The 17,951-nt window shown below is 48.8% G+C and carries 14 protein-coding genes; 13 read left to right on the top strand and 1 reads right to left on the bottom strand.

Annotated features, from left to right (window positions below; all coding sequences use genetic code 11):
- The first annotated feature begins 5 nt into the window (after nucleotides 1-5).
- The 7 genes from metF (at nucleotide 6) to argH (ending at nucleotide 9,546) form a co-directional block, all read left to right on the top strand.
- Nucleotides 6-905 carry a methylenetetrahydrofolate reductase gene (gene metF / locus MJX74_RS17340; protein WP_240224285.1) on the top strand — a complete coding sequence of 300 codons (900 nt, stop codon included), beginning with the start codon at nucleotides 6-8 and terminating at the stop codon, nucleotides 903-905.
- Nucleotides 906-1,052: 147 nt separating this feature from the next.
- Nucleotides 1,053-4,043, top strand: a complete 2,991-nt coding sequence (locus MJX74_RS17335) for a diguanylate cyclase (protein ID WP_240224284.1) — start codon at nucleotides 1,053-1,055, stop codon at nucleotides 4,041-4,043.
- 140 nt (nucleotides 4,044-4,183) lie between these two features.
- Nucleotides 4,184-5,224: an N-acetyl-gamma-glutamyl-phosphate reductase gene (argC, locus tag MJX74_RS17330; RefSeq protein WP_240224283.1), complete on the top strand. Its 1,041-nt coding sequence runs from the start codon at nucleotides 4,184-4,186 to the stop codon at nucleotides 5,222-5,224.
- Nucleotides 5,217-5,987 (top strand): acetylglutamate kinase, encoded by a 771-nt coding sequence (gene argB / locus MJX74_RS17325; RefSeq protein WP_240224282.1) that lies wholly within the window; start codon nucleotides 5,217-5,219, stop codon nucleotides 5,985-5,987. Before argC ends, argB begins: the two co-directional genes overlap by 8 nt.
- Before the next feature lie 43 nt (nucleotides 5,988-6,030).
- Complete coding sequence (locus tag MJX74_RS17320) at nucleotides 6,031-6,945, top strand: ornithine carbamoyltransferase (protein WP_240224281.1); 915 nt, start codon at nucleotides 6,031-6,033, stop codon at nucleotides 6,943-6,945.
- Between the two features lie 7 nt (nucleotides 6,946-6,952).
- Nucleotides 6,953-8,161 carry an argininosuccinate synthase gene (locus MJX74_RS17315; RefSeq protein WP_240224280.1) on the top strand — a complete coding sequence of 403 codons (1,209 nt, stop codon included), beginning with the start codon at nucleotides 6,953-6,955 and terminating at the stop codon, nucleotides 8,159-8,161.
- A gap of 5 nt (nucleotides 8,162-8,166) precedes the next feature.
- Nucleotides 8,167-9,546, top strand: coding sequence for an argininosuccinate lyase (gene argH / locus MJX74_RS17310; protein WP_240224279.1), 1,380 nt, complete (start codon nucleotides 8,167-8,169; stop codon nucleotides 9,544-9,546).
- A 73-nt stretch (nucleotides 9,547-9,619) separates the two neighbouring features.
- Here the strand turns inward: argH and MJX74_RS17305 are convergent, their stop codons facing one another.
- Complete coding sequence (locus MJX74_RS17305; RefSeq protein WP_240224278.1) at nucleotides 9,620-12,229, bottom strand: penicillin-binding protein 1A; 2,610 nt, start codon at nucleotides 12,227-12,229, stop codon at nucleotides 9,620-9,622.
- Between the two features lie 154 nt (nucleotides 12,230-12,383).
- Here MJX74_RS17305 and MJX74_RS17300 point away from each other — a divergent pair, with 154 nt between their 5' ends.
- The 6 genes from MJX74_RS17300 (at nucleotide 12,384) to aroK (ending at nucleotide 17,947) form a co-directional block, all read left to right on the top strand.
- The gene (locus MJX74_RS17300; RefSeq protein WP_240224277.1) at nucleotides 12,384-13,463 is read left to right on the top strand and encodes a pilus assembly protein PilM; all 1,080 of its coding nucleotides are present in this window, start codon (nucleotides 12,384-12,386) and stop codon (nucleotides 13,461-13,463) included.
- Entirely contained in the window at nucleotides 13,451-14,047 is a 597-nt protein-coding gene (locus MJX74_RS17295) for a PilN domain-containing protein (RefSeq protein ID WP_240224276.1), read from the top strand. The genes MJX74_RS17300 and MJX74_RS17295 overlap by 13 nt, the downstream gene beginning before the upstream one ends.
- Nucleotides 14,044-14,637 (top strand): type IV pilus inner membrane component PilO, encoded by a 594-nt coding sequence (locus MJX74_RS17290; protein WP_240224275.1) that lies wholly within the window; start codon nucleotides 14,044-14,046, stop codon nucleotides 14,635-14,637. Before MJX74_RS17295 ends, MJX74_RS17290 begins: the two co-directional genes overlap by 4 nt.
- The gene (locus MJX74_RS17285; protein ID WP_240224274.1) at nucleotides 14,634-15,170 is read left to right on the top strand and encodes a pilus assembly protein PilP; all 537 of its coding nucleotides are present in this window, start codon (nucleotides 14,634-14,636) and stop codon (nucleotides 15,168-15,170) included. Before MJX74_RS17290 ends, MJX74_RS17285 begins: the two co-directional genes overlap by 4 nt.
- Nucleotides 15,171-15,281: 111 nt before the next feature.
- Complete coding sequence (locus MJX74_RS17280; protein WP_240224273.1) at nucleotides 15,282-17,255, top strand: type IV pilus secretin PilQ; 1,974 nt, start codon at nucleotides 15,282-15,284, stop codon at nucleotides 17,253-17,255.
- A gap of 173 nt (nucleotides 17,256-17,428) precedes the next feature.
- A complete protein-coding gene (gene aroK / locus MJX74_RS17275) occupies nucleotides 17,429-17,947 on the top strand; it encodes a shikimate kinase AroK (RefSeq protein WP_068232868.1) in 519 nt (172 codons plus the stop codon).
- The last annotated feature ends 4 nt before the right edge of the window (nucleotides 17,948-17,951 follow it).

Here is a 17,951-nt window from a genome sequence, read left to right as displayed (position 1 = left end):
TCGTTATGGCATTTGCAAATGCACAATATTTAGACGCAATTAACCGTAACTTGCAGGATGTGGAAGGCAAGGTTAACGTCAGTTTTGAGTTTTTCCCGCCGAAAACGCCACAAATGGAACAAACCCTGTGGCAGTCGATTGAACGGCTGGCGCCGCTGGCGCCGTCTTTTGTGTCGGTAACCTATGGCGCTAATTCTGGTGAGCGTGACCGTACCCACGATATTATTAAGTCGATTAAACAGCGCACCGGCTTAATTGCGGCACCGCATTTAACCTGTGTCGATGCTACTAAGGATGATTTAATTGCTATTGCCAAAGACTATTGGCAAAACGGTATTCGCCATATCGTAGCACTGCGCGGTGATTTACCGCCCGGCAGTATGTCAAAGCCAGATTTATATGCAGCAGATTTGGTAGAAATACTGCGCTCAGTGGCCGACTTTGATATCTCGGTAGCTGCATACCCTGAAGTGCACCCGGAAGCGCCTAATACGCAGTTTGACTTGCTGAATTTAAAGCGCAAAGTTGAAGCTGGTGCCTCGCGTGCTATTACACAGTTTTTCTTTGATAGTGAGAAATTTTTGCGTTATCGCGATCGCTGTGCGGCAATCGGCATTGATGTTGACATTGTGCCGGGTATTTTACCGGTAACTAATTTTCAGCAACTGAAAAAATTTGCTGCTCTGACTAACGTCGCGGTGCCGAATTGGATGCATAAAGCCTATGAGGGCCTGGAAAACGACGCCACCACCCGTAACTTGGTGGCGGCGAATATTGCCATGGAAATGGTGAAAGTGTTAAGCCGTGAAGGCGTGGATCACTTCCATTTTTATACGCTTAATCGCAGCGAACTGAGTTACGCTATTTGCCATCTACTGGGAGTAAGGCCACAAACGGCTGTTTAACCTGCTCTGACACACCTGTGCCCGTGATTAAGCGGGCTTTTTTCATTAACAAATGGACTGTTGCCGGGTTGGCGCCATCTGAAAATTGGGGTAACCTGAGCAGCATTATTGCTTTAGCAATTGCTTAATGAACAGGGATGAGTAGTAATGTCTGAAGTTCTCAGCTGGCGCTGTGTTGCCAGACACTCATTAATGCGCCATAGCTGGCTGGCACTGCTGATGTTGTTGTGCAGCTGCGCAAGCCTTTTTGCCAGTGCCAGCCCGGCCAAATTAAGCAATTATTTTCAGGAAAGCTGGACCACCAGCGACGGCCTGCCGCACAACACCATAAACAGTATCAGCCAAAGCGAAGACGGTTATCTTTGGATAGCCACCTGGGAAGGTATTGCCCGCTTTAATGGCAGGGAGTTTAGTATTTTAGGCCGTGGGCCGCTGACAGGCCTGCCTGATTCCGGTATCAGAGCGCTGCGTAAAGATAATGCGGGCAACCTGTTGGTAGTGGGGGCGCGCGGCGGTTTTACCCGGCGTGTGGATAACAGCTGGCAAAGCTGGCCAGCGTTTAATGTTTTACTAAATGCCGTAGTTGAAGACAAGCACGGCATGTTCTGGCTGGCCAGCGAGGGGGAAGGTTTGTTCCGCCAGGCACCGGATGGCAGCCGCAAGCAATATACCCAGGCTGATGGTTTACCCAGTAATGTTGTACACAGCTTAATGGTTGATAGTAATGGCCGGCTGTGGATGGGGTCCGGCCGTGGTCTGGCCTGGCTGGATACAACACAGCCAGAGCCGCAAATAGTGGTAGTAAAAGATCTGCCTGCCGTGCCGGTATTTGTGTTAGCTCAGTATAACGACAAAGTGTTGGCAGGAACCGAGCGTGGTTTATTCAGTTGGCAAAATGGTCAAAGTGCATTGCTCGATGATGCCTTAGCCGATTTACCGGTTTCATCATTGTTGTTAAGCAATGAACAAATCTGGATTGGCACTACCGACCGTGGTTTGCTGCGTTACAGTGAATTGGGGCTGGAGCAACTAACTATCGCCGGTGGCTTGCCAAATAACCGTATTTTATCGTTGTATCTGGATCGCGAGCAAAGCGTGTGGGTAGGCACTAACGGTGGTTTATTCCGTTTACGTGACGCACCTTTTATTACTTACACCGCCGAACTTGGGCTTGCCGGTGACTATGTGCGCAGTGTAATGGCGCACAGCGATGGCTCAGTTTGGATTGGCAGCAGCCAGGGCGTTAGCCGGTTGGCCGGGCGGCAGCTAAAAACACTCGATTTGTCTGCTGCCAGCCGCGGCCAGTCGGTATTAAGCCTGGCCGAGGCTACAGATGGCTCGGTGTGGATTGGTACCTACACCGACGGCGTGCTGCTGTGGCAGGACGGTAAAATTGTCCGGCGGCTGGATCGGCAAAGTGGTTTGTTGGCGAATGAAATCCGTGCGCTGTTAGCGGCAAAAGACGGCGGGCTCTGGGTAGGAACAGCGCAGGGGCTTAACTATGTCGGCACTGACGGCATCAAAAACTTTACCACCAAAGAGGGATTACCGGCACCGTTTATTATGGCGTTGTACCAGCACAGCGATGGCAGGTTGTTTATTGGTACCGGGGCTGGTGTGGCTATTATGCAGCCAGATGGCAGCATAATGCCGGTTGATTTCAGCAATCTGGACGGGGCGGAATACGCTTTTGGTTTTGCATTGGATACCGGTGCTGATGCTATTTGGATGACAACCGACCGCGGCCTGGTTCACTACTCATTGAGCAGCGGCGAGTTAAAAATGTTGGGCCGAAATGTCGGTTTGCCGTTTGATAAGTTATTTCAGGTGGTGATCGACAGACAACAGCACCTATGGATCAGCAGTAACAGGGGCATACTACGGCTGGAACGAGAGCATATTGCTGCAGTACTAAGTGGTGAGCGGCATCAACTTGACTATGAGTTATTTGGTGAAGGTGATGGCATGCAAAGTGCTCAGGCCAATGGAGGTTCTATGCCCGCCGCTACATTGGCACAGGATGGTGCTGTCTGGTTTGCTACCTCCAAAGGCGCCAGTATGGTGCAGCCTCAGGTGTTAAAACGCTTTGCGGCAAATATTCCGCCGATAGTGATCGAAAGCCTGAAAGTTAATGGCACTGAAAGGCAGTTAACCTCTTCAATTCAGTTAGCTGCGGGGGTTAACCGGCTGGAGTTTGCTTTTGCCGGTTTGGGTTTTGTTATGCCGCAGCGTATTCAATATCGTACCAGATTGCAGGGGTTTGATTCTGACTGGGTGGAGCGGGGTTCACAAAACATAGCTGAATACACCAATCTGCCACCAGGTGAATACCGCTTTTTAGTGAGTGCAGCTTATCCGCAAGGGGGATGGAGTGAACACGAAGCCAGCTTAAGTTTTACCATTTTCCCTTACATCTGGCAAAGGCCGGGTTTCTGGCTGGGGATTGCTGGTTTAGTAACGGTACTGGGCCTGGTAATGTTGCGCTTACGGCTGAATGTATTGCGCCGGCGTGAGGAATTATTACGTTGGCAGGTAGCGGAAAAAACCGTTGAATTACAGCAGCAGGCCGATCATTTAAAAGCGATAGATCAGGAGCGCTCTGCGCTGCTGGTACAATTAAAACGCCAGGCCGAAAAATTTGAACAGCAGGCTCGGCGTGATGCGTTAACGGGGCTGGCGAACCGGCGGGCGTTTGATGAAGCACTGGCGCGTGAGTGCGCGCGCTCACGGCGTAATAATTTGCCACTTTGCCTGGTACTGTTGGATATCGATCATTTTAAACAGGTAAACGACAGTTACAGCCACAGTATTGGCGATGAAATACTCAAGCTGGTGGCCGCTGAAATTAGCAGCCAATGCCGGGCTGACGATACCGTAGCGCGTTGGGGTGGGGAAGAGTTTGCCATATTGCTGCCTAATACCACAGTAAAGGTGGCGCAGGATATTTGCGAACGTATGCGCCAGGCGATTATGCAGATTGACTGTGCAGTTTTTGCAGCAAACCTGCGTATTACAGTGAGTATGGGCATTGCTGAGTTTGCCGGAGAAGCGCACTATGATAAGTTATTGTCACGTTCTGACAGTGCGTTGTACCGGGCAAAGCAAAATGGCCGTAACAGGGTAGATGTTGCTGTTTAGACATTATTACCATGAACTGTTTTGTATAAAAATTCACAAAAACAGAATAATAATTCTTGAAACTGCATGGCGACCGTTCTACACTAGCGGCTGTTTCGTGCTATACCTATACGTTATTTACTGTTCGAGAGCCGTATCCGATGTTATCAACTGACAAATCTTCTTCTTTAGTACGCAGCATTGTATTAGGTGCTGCCGGTTATAGCGGTGCTGAACTGGCAGTGATTTTAGCGCGCAATCCCTATTTTGAACTGTGTGGTGCCTATGCTTCTGCCGGGCGCAGTGCAGAGCCGTTTTCTTCTTTGTATCCGCGTTATAAACAGCAGTTGGATATTATGGTTCAACCATGGACGGATGAGCTGGCTACAGGCTTAAACGGTAAAATTGATGTGGCTTTTTTAGCTCTGCCGCATGAAGCCAGCGAAGCCGTAACGCCGCTATTGCTAGCGCAAGGTATCGATGTGGTGGATTTATCCGGTGCTTTCCGGTTAAAGCAGCCACAGCTGTATCCGCAGTATTATGGTTATGAGCATCAGCATCCTGAGCTGTTAGCGGAAGCGGTTTATTCCTTAATGGAATGGCAGAGCACGCCATTACCGCGGTTAATTTCTGTGCCTGGCTGTTATCCAACCGCCTGTACTTTAGCGCTGTTGCCGTTGATTAAAGCCGGTTTGGTGGCAGATAACTGTATTCCTGTAATCAACGCTACCAGCGGTGTTTCCGGTGCAGGCCGTAAGGCCGCGCTTAGCACCTCATTTTGTGAAGTCGGCTTAAATGCTTATGGCTTTTTTAAACACCGCCACCGGCCGGAAATAGAGCAAAACCTTGGCCGAAAAGTGGTATTTATACCACATTTAGGTAACTTTAAGCGCGGTATTCTGGCCACCAGCGTAGTAACGCTAAAAGCAGGCGTTACAGCTGAGCAGGTAAGTGCTGCCTTCACTAACGCCTATAGCGGTAAACCGTTAGCGCGGTTAGTTGCGCATTCGCCGAATGTGGCTGATGTCGCCGGTACGCCGTATTGCGACATTCACTGGCAGCAGGATGGTGAACAACTGGTAGTGGTGTCGGCGATTGATAATTTATTAAAAGGTGCGGCAGCGCAGGCGATGCAGGCGGCAAATGTGCGCTTTGGCAAGCCGGAAACCGCAGGACTATTTGCTGGAGTGAGCCATGAATAATACTCCTCTGGTACTGAAAATGGGTGGCCGGTTGCTGCAAGATGACAAAGCGCTGGATGCTTTACTGGCAGTTTGCGCCGAATTAAAGCAACAGTATCCGCTGGTGCTGGTACACGGCGGCGGCGACCAGGTTGATCAATGGCTGGCAAAGTTTGGTTTTCACACTGAAAAACTGGATGGCCAGCGTATATCACCGGCCGAACAAATGCCGGTGATCGCCGGTGCCTTAGCCGGCGCGGTCAATGCGCATATGGTGGCGCGTTCGGCACTGCAGGGCTTAAAACCGGTCGGTTTAACGCTGTCTGCCGGTAACAGCTGCCGCTTTGAATTAAATACTAAACTGGGTGCAGTTGGCTTGGCTAAACCGCAAGACGGCAGCTTATTACAAAATTTATTGTCTGCCGGCTTTACGCCGGTATTCAGCTCAATTGGCCACGGCGAGCAAGGGCAATTATTAAATGTTAATGCCGATTTAGCTGCTGCCGCTATTTGTCAGCTGGTACAGGGGCAACTGGTGTTGCTGACCGACGTACCGGGTATTTTAGATGGCGAAGGTAAGCTTATTAGTGAGCTTAACGGAGCTCAGGCGGCAGAATTAGTCACCCAGGGTATTATCAAAGGTGGCATGAAAGTAAAACTGGATGCCGCTTTAGACACCGCTCAGGCACTGCGACGAAGTATCACCGTCGCGGGCTGGCAACACCCGCAAGATCTGTTAAATCTGATGCGACAGCAAGCAGTAGGCACGCGCATCGTCTGTTAGTCCCTTAAACAAGGATGCCGCACCGGCGGCAGGTCAGCTGAAAATGAGTAAACTGAAACAACTATTGAGTCTGGCTGAATTAAGCCCGGCAACGCTTAACGATTTGCTGAATTTAGCGCTGAATGTAAAGCAGCAACCGGAAAAATACACTCAGGCGCTGGCGGGCAAAAGCATTGCGCTGATTTTTGAGAAGCCATCGCTGCGTACCCGCGTTAGTTTTGATGTGGGTATTTATAAGCTCGGTGGCCACAGTGTGTATCTGGATCAGCAAAACGGCGCTATGGGTAAACGCGAAACCGTCGCCGATTTTGGCCGTAATCTGGCCTGCTGGACCGACGCCATAGTGGCGCGGGTATTCTCGCAGCAAACGCTGGAGCAGCTGGCACAGGCCAGCCATAAACCGGTGATTAATGCGCTGAGCGATTTATATCACCCGTGCCAGGCACTGGCCGATTTACTGGCGTTAAAAGAGCGCTTTGGCGATCTGAGCAAAGTGCATCTGGCCTATGTTGGCGATGGCAACAATGTCTGTCATTCGCTAATGATTGGCGCCGCGCTTAGCGGTATGAAGATGACAGTGGTAACGCCACAGGGTTTTTCACCCGATGCACAGGTGCTGCTGAATGTGCAGAAAATTGCCGCCGACACCGGTGCTGTGCTGGAGCTGAGCCCGCATCTATCTGCCGCTGCCGGCGCCGATGCTATCTATACTGATACCTGGCTGTCGATGGGCGATAAAGCAGACCCTGAGCAGATTGAACGGGTATTTAAACCTTATCAAATCAACACCGCCGTAATGCAACGGCTGGCGGTGAAATATTTTATGCACTGTTTACCGGCGCATCGTGAGCACGAAGTTACCAGCGAGGTACTCGACAGCGAAGCGTCACTTGTATTACTGCAGGCGGAAAACCGCATGCATGCCCAGAATGCCGTATTAATCAGTTTATTTGCGTGAGGACACTATGAGTATCAAAAAAGTCGTTTTAGCCTATTCCGGCGGTCTGGACACTTCGGCTATCGTGCCTTGGTTAAAAGACAACTATAACTGTGAAGTTATCGCCTTTGTCGCCAACGTAGGTCAGGGCGATGAGGAACTGGCTGGTGTTGAGCAAAAAGCCATTAACTCCGGTGCCAGCAGTTGTCATATCGTTGATTTACGTGAAGAATTGGTAAAAGAAGTGATTTACCCGACACTGAAAACCGGCGCAGTATACGAAGGCCAGTATCTGCTGGGTACTTCTATGGCCCGGCCGGTAATTGCCCGTGCCCAGGTAAAACTGGCACTGGAACTGGGCGCCGATGCACTGTGTCATGGCTGTACCGGTAAAGGTAATGACCAGGTACGCTTTGAAGGCGCCTTTGCTGCGCTGGCACCGCAATTAACCGTTATCGCACCATGGCGCGAGTGGCAATTTAACTCCCGCCAGTCACTGCTGGATTACCTGGCTGAAAAGAAAGTGCCAACCACGGCCTCTGCTACCAAAATTTACAGCCGCGATGCTAACTTATGGCATATCTCGCATGAGGGCGGCGAGCTGGAAAACCCCTGGTGTGAGCCGTCAGACCAGGTGTGGATGTGGACCAAGTCACCGGAGCAGGCGCCGGATCATGCTGCTTATGTTGAGCTGAGCTTTGATAAAGGTGAGCTGAGCCAGATTAACGGCCATGCTGTCGCACCGGTTGCGGCAATCGAGTTACTAAACGAAATTGGCTCTGAGCACGGTATTGGCCGTATTGATATTGTCGAAAACCGTTTAGTGGGTATGAAGTCCCGCGGCTGTTATGAAACACCGGGCGGCACCATTTTAATGGCGGCGTTAAAGGGTCTGGAAGCGTTGGTGTATGACCGCACTTCACTGAAATACCGTGAAGAAGTCGGCCAGGAATTTGCTCAACTGGTATATGACGGTCGTTGGTTTACACCGTTAAAAGATGCACTGTTAGCGGCAGCAACTTCGCTGGCCGAACAGTTAACCGGCGATGTGGTAATCAAGCTGTACAAAGGTAATGTTACTGTGGCCAAACGCCGCTCGCCAAACTCGCTGTACTCTGAAGCTTTTGCCACCTTTGAGGGCGATGAAGTGTACAACCAGAAAGACGCTGCCGGCTTTATCCGTTTGTACAGCCTGGCCAGCCGTATCCGTGCGCTGCACCAGCAAGAAAAGGGTTAATTATTATGGCTATGTGGGGCGGACGATTTCAGGAAGCAACCCTGGCAGAGTTTCGCGATTTTAACGACTCGCTAAGCTTTGATTATTTGCTGGCGCAACAAGACATTCAGGCCTCGCGCGCCTGGGCGCAGCAACTGGCGCAGGCCGGTATTATCAGCAGCGATGAAGCGGCGCAGCTCGATGCCGGGCTGGCCGATTTAGCCGTGGCGATAGATGCCGACCCTAAGCTGCCGCTGCAAACCAGCGAAGAAGATATTCACAGCTGGGTAGAAGCGCAGCTAACCGCAAAGCTGGGGGCTGTGGCGAAAAAGCTGCACACCGGCCGCAGCCGCAATGATTTGGTAGCAACTGACTTGCGCTTGTGGAGCAAACTGAATGCACAAAGCGTGCGTCAGTCCTTGCTGGGTGCCATAGCGGCCTTGCTAACCTTTGCAGAGCGTGCCGGTACGGCGGTAATGCCCGGTTTTACCCACTTACAGCGGGCACAGCCGGTATTGGTGGCGCACTGGGCACTGGCTTATGTCGAGATGTTTAAACGCGATGTCAGCCGCTTAGACGATGCGCTCACGCGGATGGATGTGTGTCCGCTCGGTTGCGGTGCTTTAGCCGGCACCGGCGTTGCGGTCGACCGTGAGCAATTGGCGCAGCGTCTTGGTTTTAGCAGCGCTGCGCTGAATAGCCTGGATGCGGTATCAGACCGTGACTACGTAGTGGAGCTATCAGCCGCTGCCAGCATTTGTATGACGCATTTATCGCGTTTATCTGAAGACGTGATTTTCTTCTGCTCCGGCGAAGCCGGCTTTTTCAAACTCGGCGATGCGATAAGCTCCGGCTCATCGTTAATGCCGCAAAAGAAAAACCCCGATGTGTTTGAGTTGCTGCGCGGTAAAACCGGCCGGGTGCTGGGCCATTTAGTCGCTATTTTACATGTACTCAAAGGCTTGCCGCTGGCTTACAACAAAGATATGCAGGAAGACAAGCAGGGCTTTTTTGACTTGATGGCGACGTGGCAACAATCTTTGCTGGTACTGGCCACCGTATTGCCACACTTAAGTGTTAACGAAGCGCAGTGCCGTCAGGCGGCTGAGCTGGGCTACAGCAACGCGACTGACTTAGCCGATTACTTAGTTAGTAAAGGTATGCCGTTTCGTGATGCACACGAGGTCGTAGGCGAGCTGGTAGTGCATGCGGCTAAGCAGCAGCTGGCGCTGGAAGCTTTACCGCTAAATGAGCTGAAGCAGTTCAGTACATTGATAGGCGATGATGTTTATCCGGCGCTGCAACTGGAAGCCGGTTTGCAAAAACGCGCAGCCCTGGGCGGTACAGCACCGCAGCAAGTGTTGGCGGCGTTGGCACAGGCAAAGCAGTGGTTTGAATTAGCCTGATTCTTAGCATATTGATAAGTATTAAAAAGCCCGCGATGCGGGCTTTTTAATTATCTGCAAGCAATACAGAAAGTCAGAACAACTCAACTTCCTCTTCGTCCTGCTTTTTATCCTGTGCTTTATCAAAACTGATTTGCTGAATATTAGCCGTAGCATACTGCTTAGGCTCTGTACCGGGTTTAAAGTATTCAAAAGCACTGGTGTAGTCGGTACGGTTGGTCAGCAGGCCGGTTTGTAAGTCGATACGTACAGATGATAAACCGACAGGTGCGTTAGCTGGCTGCTCCGGATATTGCGGTAAAGCCGTTTCCATATAAGTAAGCCAGGCGGGTAGTGCAGTACGGGCGCCGGATTCAGTACCTGCGCTTTGCTGCTGGCCCATATTGGCATGCCATAAAGCACGGCCCAGGCTGCGGTTAGCGTCGTCAAAACCCACCCACACTGTTACAGCCAGATCCGGGGTAAAACCAGAGAACCAGGTATCTTTAGAGTCATTGGTAGTACCGGTTTTTGCCGAAATATCGCGTCTTTTCAGGCGCTGCACGCGCCAGGCCGTGCCATTCCAGCCTGTGCCATGTTGCCAGCTGCCACCACCCCAAACACTGCTTTTTAGCGCATCGGCAATAAGAAAGCTGTTTTGCTCAGAAATAACCTGCTCAGCCTGCTTTACCGATTGCTCTGCGATGTTTTGCTGGTCTAATGGCGTATCAAGTGACAACGTATTAAATAACTGATCCATCTGGGCTTCAGCATCACCAGCCTGTTCGGCTGTTTGCTGTTCTGCAGGCGTTGTGTCGCAGCCCTGGCAGGCGGTGACAGGGTTGTGCTGGTACAATAACTCACCTTCTTCACTGAGTATTTTCTCAATAACGTAAGGTGTTACCAAATAGCCGCCATTAGCAAATACTGCATAGCCTGTTACCAGTTCCAGCGGCGTTAAAGAGGCTGAACCTAATGAAAGGGTTTCATTGCGCGGTAAATCACTGGGCGTAAAACCAAAGCGTTGCATGTGGGTAATAATGTTATCTATACCCACGGCTCTGAGCAGACGAACTGACACGACGTTTTTTGATTTGGCCAGCGCTTCACGCACGCGGATTGGGCCGTCGTAAACTGCCGGAGAGTTTTTCGGCCGCCAGGCTATACCGGCATTGCTGTCCCACTGATGAATAGGAGCATCATTCATAATGGTTGCCAGCGTATGGCCGTGCTCCAGGGCGGCAGAATAGATAAAGGGTTTTATGTTTGAACCTACCTGCCGTTTTGCCTGAGTAACCCGATTAAACTGGCTTTGGCTAAAGCTGTAGCCACCAACAAGCGAGCGGATAGCACCATTATGCGGATCAATTGCTACTATGGCACTACTGGCCTGAGGTACCTGGCTGAGGCGCCATTGGCCGCTCTGTTGGCGCAGCAAAACATGCTGTCCGGGCTTAACAATAGCAAAAGCCGTTTTTGGTGCGACGCCCTGACGTTCATCAGTCTGAAAAGTACGAGCCCACTTCAGGCCGTCCCATTGCAATGTGACTTCCTGACCACCGGCAATAATCGCATCGGCACTTTGTTCATGTACTGCTGTAATAATGGCTGAACGTAAGTCTTCAATACTGCTTTGTTTATCAAGGTAGGCAAGAATTTCTTCTGCGCTTAGCGGATCTTCCTGTTCAAACTTATGCTCTGTGTTTTCTGCTTCAACCAGAGTCGACTGCCATAACTCTGCTACTGGCCCTCTGTAGCCATGGCGTTCGTCGTAGTCATACAGGTTTTGCTGCAATGCGTTTTTTGCTTCTGCCTGCTGCTTGCTTTGAATAGTGGTAAACACTTGTAAGCCTGCAGAATAGGCCGTCTCTTCACCAAAGCGATTGACCATGTCCTGACGCACCATTTCAGCGATATAAGGTGCAGAGGCGGTAATTTGGGCACCGTGCAAGCGGCTGGTAACCGGTGCAGCAATGGCCAGGTCGTAAGCGGCTTTGTCGATTACGCGTGTTTCCAGCATACGGCCAAGCACAACATTACGGCGTGCTCTGGCATTAGATGCCGAGCGCACAGGGTTGAGCGCAGAGGGGGCTTTAGGTAAACCGGCAATAATAGCAATTTCATCGACAGTTAATTCGTGCACCGTTTTACCAAAATACACCTGGGCCGCAGCACCTACACCGAAAGACCGCTGGCCCAGCTCTATCTTATTTAGATAAAGCTCGAGGATCTGATCTTTTGTTAGTAGCTGCTCTATATGAATAGCTAGAAAAATTTCTTTGACTTTACGAACTATTTTCTTTTCGCGGCTTAAAAAGAAGTTCCGCGCCAGCTGTTGGGTAATAGTGCTGGCACCCTGGCTGAAATCGCCAGATGAGGCCACTACCGTAACAGCACGGAAAATACCGATGATATCTATACCGGGGTGTTCATAAAACCTTGTATCCTCAACAGCTAAGAATGCCTCTATTAACAAAGGCGGCATTTCTTCCAATTTAAGTGGAATACGGCGTTTTTCACCAAATTGCGAAATTAGTTCTCCGTCTGCAGTAAATACCTGCATCGGCGTTTGTAGTCTTACATCCTGCAAGGTTGTGACGTCTGGAAGATCATCTTTAAGATAAAAGTAGATCCCCGCGATCGAAATGATGCCAAAGACGATCATTAGCAGGCTAAGAATTAAAAGCTTTTTAACCCAAGACACTGAATAGCCCCAATTTTTACTCCCAATTCTTTTACAACGCTGCTAGTATATATTTATTAGCATTAGATTAAACGCTTTTTCTTGCCAAAAATTAGCGACTAAGCTATCAATTGAGACAATTATAATCATAACTATAAATTGGTCGCAGGGTGCTATGATAAATCGCCTGTTTAGTAAACAAACGCCCATGATGGTTGGGATTGACGTTGGTGCACACTCCGTCAAAGCGGTGTTACTTAGCCAGCATAATGGTGTTTACAAAGTGGAAGCCGTTGCAGTTGAGCCAATGGCGAAAGGTGCTATGTCTGATCGTGAGATACAGGACATAGAGGCCGTAGGCAATGTGCTTAGCAAGATCCGCAAAAAGATCCCCCGTTCAGTTAAGTTTGCTGCTGCCGCCGTTTCCGGATCTACCGTGATCAGCAAGGTCATTTTCATGGATGTGTCCTTAACGGATGCTGAACTGGAAAGCCAGATTGAAGTAGAAGCAGATACTTTAATTCCTTACCCATTAAATGAAGTCAGCCTGGACTTTGAAAAGCTGGATGTGAACGAAGCTGATCCTTCCAAAGTTAATGTGCTGTTAAGTGCTGCTCGCACAGAAAGCATTGAGGCGCGTGTTGCTGCATTGGACAATAGCGGATTCACGGCAAAGGTGGTGGATATTGAAAGCTATGCTTTAAGCCGCGCTGCACAACTATGTTTGAAACAATTACCAGATGATGCGCATAAAAAAGTGGTTGCTATGGTGGACATAGGCGCCACCATGACCTTACTTAGCATTATGGAGAATGGCAAAACTCTGTATACCCGCGATCAGGTATTTGGTGGCGATCAATACACCCGAAGTATTTTATCTTATTACAATAAAAGCTACGACGAAGCAGAACAAGCCAAAGTAAACAGCGATTTGCCACCAAATTACACTTTTGAAGTTTTGGCGCCATTTCAGACTATGCTGCTACAACAGGTACGCCGCGGTATTCAGATGTACCTTACCAGCAGTGGTAGAGACACTGTGGATTACCTGGTGTTGTCTGGAGGCACTGCGCTTATAGAAGGTATTGATAAGCTGTTGATTGATGAGTTGGGCATTCATACCGTGGTGGCGAATCCTTTTAAAGCCATGGAAGTAGCCACGTCTGTTGACCGTGATCATCTTAACCGTCATTCATCGCAGTTAATGGTTGCCAGCGGTCTGGCGTTAAGGAGCTTTTCATCATGGCATATATAAACCTGTTGCCGTGGCGGGAAGCGGCGCGTAAAGAACACCAGAAACAATACCTTACAGTGCTTACGGCAACAGCGGTAATGAGTTTTTTACTTATATTTCTGGTAAACATAACCTATAACGCCCGTATTGACGGGCAAACTCAGCGCAACCGCTATCTGGAAAATGAAATTAAGGTGCTGGATCAACGCATAGCGGAGATCCGTACGCTAAATGACACGAAGAAAAATTTACAACAGCGTATGTCACTGATCGAGCAGCTGCAAGGCAGCCGTAATCTGGGGACGCAAATTATGGACGCTATCGCCCAGTCAGTGCCTGCCGGGGTTTACCTAACTCAGCTGGATAAAAAAGGTACGGCTTTGCTATTAATTGGTAAAAGCGAATCTAACAACCGTTTATCTAATTTATTACGCGAAGCAGAAGAGTCAGAATTGCTCTCCAGCCCATTGTTGGAATTTATTGAGGCTGGTAAAGATAATACCAGCTTATTAAGTAATTTTAAGATGCACCTCAAAGTTGAAGGTTACGAAGCGGTGCAGGGCTCTGACGCCCCTGCAACTCCGGTAAAAGGTGGTGCTAAATGAATCTGAATCTATCTGAGATTGATATCAATGATCTGGATTTTCAGAACATGGGTTCCTGGCCTGTTGCCGCAAAGATCATCTTTGCTGTAATACTTGCACTTTTAGTATCGGTATTAAGTTATTTCCTGCTGGTTGACAGCAAGATTGATGAGTTGGCTTTTGCACAAAAAAAGGAAGTTGAGTTACGCCAGCTTTACCGCAGCAAATATGCATCTGCAGTAAATCTGGATTTATATAAGCAGCAAATGGTTGAAATGGAACAAACGTTTTCGTTTTTGCTAAAACAGTTGCCAACAACGCATGAAACACCAGGCCTGCTGGATGACATTACCTATGTTGGAACCACCAGCGGGTTAACTTTTATTCGCATTAACTGGGAACCGGAAATAGAAAAAGAATTTTATACTGAGTTGCCGATAAAAATAGAAGTAGTAGGTGACTACCACCAGTTTGGTAATTTCGTCAGTGAAGTCGCTAAACTGCCGCGTATCGTGAGTTTGCATGACTTTTCTATTCAAACCGAACCCAACGAAAGGCTGCGTTTTAATGTAGTGGCAAAAACCTACCGTTATAAGGAGGTTCAGCCATGATAAAACCAATGTCGGTTGTTGGGTTGAGCTTACTACTGAGCGGTTGTTTTAATGATTTGAGCGGTGTGCAGCAGTACATTGCCGAGGTAAAAGCCAACACCAAAGCCCGTGTAGAACCGTTGCCAGAAGTTAAGGAGTTTGTTCATATTCCTTATCGCTCTCAGGACGTACGTAGCCCTTTTGCCGCACCAAGGCCAGAGGCTGTGCAGGATAAGTTTCTTCAGGTGCAAGACTGTTTGCATCCAGACCCGAGGCGCAGGAAAGAACCATTAGAAAAATACGCGCTGGACAACTTAAAGATGCGTGGCACCTTGGGCGATACAGGTAATATCTGGGCGCTGATTGAGGCCTCTGACAAAACATTGCACCGGGTAACCCTGAGCAACCACGTGGGATTGTTTCATGGCCGGGTGATTAATGTAGAGCCTACTCACATAGAGTTGCTGGAATTGATCCCCGATGGCGCGGGCTGCTGGAAAGAACGGACGACCATGTTACAGATGACGGATTTGTCATCTGCGGCGAGTAATTGACAGGTATGCGAGTAAATCATGGATAAAATAATCAAAACAATGTCTGGCAGACTCCAGTGCACAGCTATGTGCTTTGCAGCCTTAATATTACTGTCGTTGCCCGCTGCAGCTGTGCCCCTGTTATATGATGTCAGATACAACCCGTTGCTGACAGGTGAAACAGAAATTGAGTTTATTTTTGATGAAGAGTTGTACGCAGATCCGAGTATTCAGGTGTTCAATGAACCTGCTCGTATTGAATTGTTTTTTGATAACTCAGATTACGAAGAAAAATTAAACGAAGTACTAATTGATAAAGCCGGGGTAAAACGTGTTACGTCTGAATTTGTCGGTGAAGGGGTTAAAACTGTTATATATCTGGATTATCTAAAGATTTATCGTACCCGGGTCAGAGGTAATGTTTTTCATATTCATATTTCTGACAACCCTACTTCAGATAATGTTGGTTCAGTGGCCGATGTTACCCCCACTTATATTAACCGGGTCAATGCAATTGATTTTCGCCGCGGTGATAAAGGCGAAGGCCGCGTATTGGTGTTTTTACGCGATAATACCGCCGCTGTTGATGTAGCTGAGCGTTTAGGGAAACTGGAAGTTGAGTTTCATAACACCGATATTCTCGACGAGTTGTTATATCAGTTGGATGTAGTTGATTTTGGTACTATTGTAAAAGGTATAGAAACTTTTAAAGAAGGTAGCTCTACGCGTCTGGTGGTAGATACTACTGCAGAGTTTACCTTCACCTATCAGCAAATAGATAACATTTTCACGCTGAATGTGGAAAGCGATACCACCAACCGCAGCATTCTTGGTGGCGGAAAAGAGTATAAAGGCCGGGCAATTTCATTGAATTTTCAGGATATCCCGGTGCGTACCGTATTACAGATTATTGCTGATTATAACGGCTTTAATCTGGTAACCAGTGACTCTGTAACTGGCAATATTACGTTGCGTTTAGACGGTACGCCCTGGGATCAGGCTCTGGATATTGTGCTTAGGGTTAAAGGCTTGGATAAGCGGATGGAAGGCAATATCCTGATGGTAGCGCCTACCGATGAGTTAGCAGCGCGTGAGGCCAGAGAACTTGAAGCCAGACAAACAGTGGCTGATCTGGAGCCTTTGTACTCCGATTTCCTGTCAATTAATTACGCCAAAGCAGCTGATTTAGCCGGGTTATTATCAAACAAAGATGCAACCATGCTGTCATCCCGCGGTTCTGTTAATGTGGATGAGCGTACCAATACCATCTTAATTAAAGATACCGCCCGTAATATTGAAAGCGTACGTAAGTTAATAGAGCGGCTGGATATTCCGGTACGGCAGGTACTGATTGAATCGCGCATGGTAACCGTGCGTGACAGTGTTACTGATGAGTTGGGTATTCGCTGGGGCTTTAGCGACCAGCAAAGCAGCGGCAGCTCTAATCAGGGTACATCAGGCTCTGCAGGTGGTGCCAACAGTATTGCTAATGGTGTGATCCCTTCACTTGATAATCGCTGGAATGTGAACTTACCGGCCAGCAACCCGGCAGGTAGTATTGCTTTTCATATCGCTCGCCTGGCAGATGGCACCTTACTGGATCTTGAACTTTCAGCTCTTGAGCAGGAAAACAAAGGTGAAATTATCGCCAGCCCACGTATTACTACGGCAAACCAGAAAGAAGCCAGAATAGAGCAGGGTGTTGAAATCCCCTATGTACAGGCTGCATCCAGCGGTGCTACCACCGTGGAATTTAAGAAAGCGGTATTAAGTTTAACCGTAACGCCCCAGATCACCCCGGACAATAAAATCATCCTGGATCTGATTATTACCCAGAATACCCGTGGTGAAACGGTGCAAACCCCAACCGGGCCAGCAACAGCCATTGATACACAACAAATACAAACCCAGGTCTTGGTTGATAATGGTGAAACCATCGTTCTAGGTGGTATTTACCAGCAGCAAATTCTATCGACAGTAAATAAGGTACCGTTATTCGGAGATATTCCTTATGTCGGTGTTTTGTTCAGATCAACCCGTGAAGTTAATGAAAAGAATGAGTTACTAATTTTCGTAACACCGAAAATTATTACTGACGGCCTGTGAGCTGACAATACAAGCAATGCTTTAGCTGCGCTGGCAGCGGTGCTGGAGGTTTGAGAATTAGCTTGCCAACAAAAGGCTATTCCTGACATAATTCAGCGCTTCAAATTTTCGTGGGAGCCTTTTGGTCCTTGAATTCAACTTTTCACTGAGTTAGCTGATTAGTAATACTACCTATGGCAGAAAAACGTAATATCTTCCTTGTTGGCCCAATGGGTGCAGGCAAAAGCACAATTGGACGTCACTTAGCAGACATGCTTCATCTTGAGTTCTACGATTCGGATCAGGAAATCGAGCGCCGCACCGGTGCAGATATTGCCTGGGTATTTGATCTGGAAGGTGAAGAAGGTTTCCGCGTACGTGAAGAAACTGTCATTCAGGATCTGACCGAACTACAGGGCATTGTGCTGGCTACAGGCGGTGGCTCCGTACTGAGTAAAGAGACCCGTAACCGCTTGTCTGCGCGCGGTATTGTAGTGTATCTTGAGACACCAATTGAAAAGCAGGTTGCCCGCACTCAGCGTGATAAACGCAGGCCGTTGCTGCAAACTGAAGAGGCACCCAAAGAGGTTCTGGAGCGTTTGGCGGCTGAACGTAACCCGCTTTATGCAGAAATTGCTGACTTTACAGTGCGCACGGATGAGCAAAGCGCTCGTGCTGTAGCCAGTCAGATTATAGAACAACTGGGTTTCTAGCCAA

The organism is Rheinheimera hassiensis (assembly GCF_022436675.1).
GTDB lineage: Bacteria > Pseudomonadota > Gammaproteobacteria > Enterobacterales > Alteromonadaceae > Alishewanella > Alishewanella hassiensis.
This window is presented reverse-complemented; position numbering and strand designations above follow the sequence as displayed.

Excerpts from the sequence above, each read along its gene's own strand:
- metF (WP_240224285.1), top strand. The coding sequence starts at position 6 with ATGGCATTTGCAAATGCACAATATTTAGACGCAATTAACCGTAACTTG.
- MJX74_RS17335 (WP_240224284.1), top strand. The coding sequence starts at position 1,053 with ATGTCTGAAGTTCTCAGCTGGCGCTGTGTTGCCAGACACTCATTAATG.
- argC (WP_240224283.1), top strand. The coding sequence starts at position 4,184 with ATGTTATCAACTGACAAATCTTCTTCTTTAGTACGCAGCATTGTATTA.
- argB (WP_240224282.1), top strand. The coding sequence starts at position 5,217 with ATGAATAATACTCCTCTGGTACTGAAAATGGGTGGCCGGTTGCTGCAA.
- MJX74_RS17320 (WP_240224281.1), top strand. The coding sequence starts at position 6,031 with ATGAGTAAACTGAAACAACTATTGAGTCTGGCTGAATTAAGCCCGGCA.
- MJX74_RS17315 (WP_240224280.1), top strand. The coding sequence starts at position 6,953 with ATGAGTATCAAAAAAGTCGTTTTAGCCTATTCCGGCGGTCTGGACACT.
- argH (WP_240224279.1), top strand. The coding sequence starts at position 8,167 with ATGGCTATGTGGGGCGGACGATTTCAGGAAGCAACCCTGGCAGAGTTT.
- MJX74_RS17300 (WP_240224277.1), top strand. The coding sequence starts at position 12,384 with ATGATAAATCGCCTGTTTAGTAAACAAACGCCCATGATGGTTGGGATT.
- MJX74_RS17295 (WP_240224276.1), top strand. The coding sequence starts at position 13,451 with ATGGCATATATAAACCTGTTGCCGTGGCGGGAAGCGGCGCGTAAAGAA.
- MJX74_RS17290 (WP_240224275.1), top strand. The coding sequence starts at position 14,044 with ATGAATCTGAATCTATCTGAGATTGATATCAATGATCTGGATTTTCAG.
- MJX74_RS17285 (WP_240224274.1), top strand. The coding sequence starts at position 14,634 with ATGATAAAACCAATGTCGGTTGTTGGGTTGAGCTTACTACTGAGCGGT.
- aroK (WP_068232868.1), top strand. The coding sequence starts at position 17,429 with ATGGCAGAAAAACGTAATATCTTCCTTGTTGGCCCAATGGGTGCAGGC.